Origin of the sequence: Pseudomonas fulva NBRC 16637 = DSM 17717 (assembly GCF_000730565.1) — a bacterium.
In the GTDB taxonomy this organism is placed as follows: domain Bacteria; phylum Pseudomonadota; class Gammaproteobacteria; order Pseudomonadales; family Pseudomonadaceae; genus Aquipseudomonas; species Aquipseudomonas fulva.
On record NZ_BBIQ01000036.1, the window covers coordinates 1 to 5380 of the forward strand.

Here is a 5380-nt window from a genome sequence, read left to right on the forward strand (position 1 = left end):
TAGCCAAACGCTCTTTAACAAATCGAATCAAGCAATTCGTGTGGGTGCTTGTGAGTACGGACTGATAGTCAGAAAGATTATCAGCATCACAAGTGACCATGCGAGAAATCACATAGTCATTTGAGATTGCTGAGCCAAGTTTAGGGTTTCTTAAAAACCCAAGCAGTATTGAACTGAAGAGTTTGATCATGGCTCAGATTGAACGCTGGCGGCAGGCCTAACACATGCAAGTCGAGCGGATGACAGGAGCTTGCTCCTGGATTCAGCGGCGGACGGGTGAGTAATGCCTAGGAATCTGCCTGGTAGTGGGGGACAACGTTTCGAAAGGAACGCTAATACCGCATACGTCCTACGGGAGAAAGCAGGGGACCTTCGGGCCTTGCGCTATCAGATGAGCCTAGGTCGGATTAGCTTGTTGGTGAGGTAATGGCTCACCAAGGCGACGATCCGTAACTGGTCTGAGAGGATGATCAGTCACACTGGAACTGAGACACGGTCCAGACTCCTACGGGAGGCAGCAGTGGGGAATATTGGACAATGGGCGAAAGCCTGATCCAGCCATGCCGCGTGTGTGAAGAAGGTCTTCGGATTGTAAAGCACTTTAAGTTGGGAGGAAGGGTTGTAGATTAATACTCTGCAATTTTGACGTTACCGACAGAATAAGCACCGGCTAACTCTGTGCCAGCAGCCGCGGTAATACAGAGGGTGCAAGCGTTAATCGGAATTACTGGGCGTAAAGCGCGCGTAGGTGGTTTGTTAAGTTGGATGTGAAAGCCCCGGGCTCAACCTGGGAACTGCATCCAAAACTGGCAAGCTAGAGTACGGTAGAGGGTGGTGGAATTTCCTGTGTAGCGGTGAAATGCGTAGATATAGGAAGGAACACCAGTGGCGAAGGCGACCACCTGGACTGATACTGACACTGAGGTGCGAAAGCGTGGGGAGCAAACAGGATTAGATACCCTGGTAGTCCACGCCGTAAACGATGTCAACTAGCCGTTGGAATCCTTGAGATTTTAGTGGCGCAGCTAACGCATTAAGTTGACCGCCTGGGGAGTACGGCCGCAAGGTTAAAACTCAAATGAATTGACGGGGGCCCGCACAAGCGGTGGAGCATGTGGTTTAATTCGAAGCAACGCGAAGAACCTTACCAGGCCTTGACATGCAGAGAACTTTCCAGAGATGGATTGGTGCCTTCGGGAACTCTGACACAGGTGCTGCATGGCTGTCGTCAGCTCGTGTCGTGAGATGTTGGGTTAAGTCCCGTAACGAGCGCAACCCTTGTCCTTAGTTACCAGCACGTTATGGTGGGCACTCTAAGGAGACTGCCGGTGACAAACCGGAGGAAGGTGGGGATGACGTCAAGTCATCATGGCCCTTACGGCCTGGGCTACACACGTGCTACAATGGTCGGTACAGAGGGTTGCCAAGCCGCGAGGTGGAGCTAATCTCACAAAACCGATCGTAGTCCGGATCGCAGTCTGCAACTCGACTGCGTGAAGTCGGAATCGCTAGTAATCGCGAATCAGAATGTCGCGGTGAATACGTTCCCGGGCCTTGTACACACCGCCCGTCACACCATGGGAGTGGGTTGCACCAGAAGTAGCTAGTCTAACCTTCGGGGGGACGGTTACCACGGTGTGATTCATGACTGGGGTGAAGTCGTAACAAGGTAGCCGTAGGGGAACCTGCGGCTGGATCACCTCCTTAATCGACGACATCAGCCTGCTGATGAGCTCCCACACGAATTGCTTGATTCATTGTAAAAGACGATGCTGTAACGCGACCCTGTTATAGGTCTGTAGCTCAGTTGGTTAGAGCGCACCCCTGATAAGGGTGAGGTCGGCAGTTCAAATCTGCCCAGACCTACCATTACTTGGTTCAGCCGTAGAATACGGGGCCATAGCTCAGCTGGGAGAGCGCCTGCCTTGCACGCAGGAGGTCAGCGGTTCGATCCCGCTTGGCTCCACCAATCCTTCAGGTTTGCAGCACTGTTCAGAATACAGAAATGAACATTCCGGTGTGAATGTTGATTTCTGACTTTTGTCAGACCGTTCTTTAAAAATTCGGATATGTGATAGAAATAGACTGAAGACCAGTTTCACTGCTGGAATTCAGGCTAAGGTAAAATTTGTGAGTTCTGCTCGTAAGAGCGACGTGCGAATTTTCGGCGAATGTCGTCTTCACAGTATAACCAGATTGCTTGGGGTTATATGGTCAAGTGAAGAAGCGCATACGGTGGATGCCTTGGCAGTCAGAGGCGATGAAAGACGTGGTAGCCTGCGAAAAGCTTTGGGGAGTCGGCAAACAGACTGTGATCCAGAGATCTCTGAATGGGGGAACCCAGCCAGCATAAGCTGGTTATCTTGTACTGAATACATAGGTGCAAGAGGCGAACCAGGGGAACTGAAACATCTAAGTACCCTGAGGAAAAGAAATCAACCGAGATTCCCTTAGTAGTGGCGAGCGAACGGGGACCAGCCCTTAAGTTGGTTTGAGATTAGTGGAACGCTCTGGAAAGTGCGGCCATAGTGGGTGATAGCCCCGTACACGAAAATCTCTTATCAATGAAATCGAGTAGGACGGAGCACGAGAAACTTTGTCTGAATATGGGGGGACCATCCTCCAAGGCTAAATACTACTGACTGACCGATAGTGAACCAGTACCGTGAGGGAAAGGCGAAAAGAACCCCGGAGAGGGGAGTGAAATAGAACCTGAAACCGTATGCGTACAAGCAGTGGGAGCCTACTTTGTTAGGTGACTGCGTACCTTTTGTATAATGGGTCAGCGACTTATATTCAGTGGCGAGCTTAACCGAATAGGGGAGGCGTAGCGAAAGCGAGTCTTAATAGGGCGTTTAGTCGCTGGGTATAGACCCGAAACCGGGCGATCTATCCATGGGCAGGTTGAAGGTTAGGTAACACTGACTGGAGGACCGAACCGACTACCGTTGAAAAGTTAGCGGATGACCTGTGGATCGGAGTGAAAGGCTAATCAAGCTCGGAGATAGCTGGTTCTCCTCGAAAGCTATTTAGGTAGCGCCTCATGTATCACTGTAGGGGGTAGAGCACTGTTTCGGCTAGGGGGTCATCCCGACTTACCAAACCGATGCAAACTCCGAATACCTACAAGTGCCGAGCATGGGAGACACACGGCGGGTGCTAACGTCCGTCGTGAAAAGGGAAACAACCCAGACCGTCAGCTAAGGTCCCAAAGTCATGGTTAAGTGGGAAACGATGTGGGAAGGCTTAGACAGCTAGGAGGTTGGCTTAGAAGCAGCCACCCTTTAAAGAAAGCGTAATAGCTCACTAGTCGAGTCGGCCTGCGCGGAAGATGTAACGGGGCTCAAACCATGCACCGAAGCTACGGGTATCATCTTATGATGATGCGGTAGAGGAGCGTTCTGTAAGCCTGTGAAGGTGAGTTGAGAAGCTTGCTGGAGGTATCAGAAGTGCGAATGCTGACATGAGTAACGACAATGCGAGTGAAAAACTCGCACGCCGAAAGACCAAGGTTTCCTGCGCAACGTTAATCGACGCAGGGTTAGTCGGTCCCTAAGGCGAGGCTGAAAAGCGTAGTCGATGGAAAACAGGTTAATATTCCTGTACTTCCAGTTATTGCGATGGAGGGACGGAGAAGGTTAGGCCAGCCTGGCGTTGGTTGTCCAGGTTTAAGGTGGTAGGCTGAAATCTTAGGCAAATCCGGGATTTCAAGGCCGAGAGCTGATGACGAGTTGCCTTTAGGCGATGAAGTGGTTGATACCATGCTTCCAAGAAAAGCTCCTAAGCTTCAGATAACTGGGAACCGTACCCCAAACCGACACAGGTGGTTAGGTAGAGAATACCAAGGCGCTTGAGAGAACTCGGGTGAAGGAACTAGGCAAAATGGCACCGTAACTTCGGGAGAAGGTGCGCCGGCGAAGGTGAAGGGCTTGCCCCGTAAGCTTTTGCTGGTCGAAGATACCAGGCCGCTGCGACTGTTTATTAAAAACACAGCACTCTGCAAACACGAAAGTGGACGTATAGGGTGTGACGCCTGCCCGGTGCCGGAAGGTTAATTGATGGGGTTAGCGCAAGCGAAGCTCTTGATCGAAGCCCCGGTAAACGGCGGCCGTAACTATAACGGTCCTAAGGTAGCGAAATTCCTTGTCGGGTAAGTTCCGACCTGCACGAATGGCGTAACGATGGCGGCGCTGTCTCCACCCGAGACTCAGTGAAATTGAAATCGCTGTGAAGATGCAGTGTATCCGCGGCTAGACGGAAAGACCCCGTGAACCTTTACTATAGCTTTGCACTGGACTTTGAATTTGCTTGTGTAGGATAGGTGGGAGGCTTTGAAGTGGGGACGCCAGTTCTCATGGAGCCATCCTTGAAATACCACCCTGGCAACTTTGAGGTTCTAACTCAGGTCCGTTATCCGGATCGAGGACAGTGTATGGTGGGTAGTTTGACTGGGGCGGTCTCCTCCCAAAGAGTAACGGAGGAGTACGAAGGTGCGCTCAGACCGGTCGGAAATCGGTCGTAGAGTATAAAGGCAAAAGCGCGCTTGACTGCGAGACACACACGTCGAGCAGGTACGAAAGTAGGTCTTAGTGATCCGGTGGTTCTGTATGGAAGGGCCATCGCTCAACGGATAAAAGGTACTCCGGGGATAACAGGCTGATACCGCCCAAGAGTTCATATCGACGGCGGTGTTTGGCACCTCGATGTCGGCTCATCACATCCTGGGGCTGAAGCCGGTCCCAAGGGTATGGCTGTTCGCCATTTAAAGTGGTACGCGAGCTGGGTTTAGAACGTCGTGAGACAGTTCGGTCCCTATCTGCCGTGGACGTTTGAGATTTGAGAGGGGCTGCTCCTAGTACGAGAGGACCGGAGTGGACGAACCTCTGGTGTTCCGGTTGTCACGCCAGTGGCATTGCCGGGTAGCTATGTTCGGAAGAGATAACCGCTGAAAGCATCTAAGCGGGAAACTTGCCTCAAGATGAGATCTCACTGGGATCTTGAATCCCCTAAAGGGCCGTCGAAGACTACGACGTTGATAGGTTGGGTGTGTAAGCGCTGTGAGGCGTTGAGCTAACCAATACTAATTGCCCGTGAGGCTTGACCATATAACACCCAAGCAATTTGCTTCTGCAGATTGCGGTGGTGAAGATGACATGAACCGAAAGTTCGCAACGCATCACAAACATCACATATCCGAATTCGCTGGGCTGTCCAACAGGACATTCTGGCTACAGAATTTCTTGACGACCATAGAGCATTGGAACCACCTGATCCCATCCCGAACTCAGTAGTGAAACGATGCATCGCCGATGGTAGTGTGGGGTTTCCCCATGTGAGAGTAGGTCATCGTCAAGATTCATTTCGCAAAACCCCTATCTGC

2 tRNA genes and 3 rRNA genes are annotated in these 5380 nt (G+C 51.5%); all 5 read left to right on the forward strand.

Annotated elements, in window-relative coordinates:
* Window positions 1–170 precede the first annotated feature (170 nt).
* The 5 genes from PFU01S_RS21280 to rrf all read left to right on the forward strand — a co-directional run bounded on the left by PFU01S_RS21280 (window position 171) and on the right by rrf (window position 5355).
* Window positions 171–1707, forward strand: a 16S ribosomal RNA gene (locus tag PFU01S_RS21280).
* Between the two features lie 85 nt (window positions 1708–1792).
* Window positions 1793–1869 (forward strand) — tRNA-Ile (locus PFU01S_RS21285).
* 24 nt (window positions 1870–1893) lie between these two features.
* A tRNA-Ala gene (locus tag PFU01S_RS21290) sits at window positions 1894–1969 on the forward strand.
* A 243-nt stretch (window positions 1970–2212) separates the two neighbouring features.
* Window positions 2213–5105, forward strand: a 23S ribosomal RNA gene (locus PFU01S_RS21295).
* A 134-nt stretch (window positions 5106–5239) separates the two neighbouring features.
* Window positions 5240–5355: ribosomal RNA gene (gene rrf, locus PFU01S_RS21300) — 5S ribosomal RNA — on the forward strand.
* Together the 16S, 23S and 5S rRNA genes with 2 tRNA genes alongside form the textbook arrangement of a ribosomal RNA operon.
* The last annotated feature ends 25 nt before the right edge of the window (window positions 5356–5380 follow it).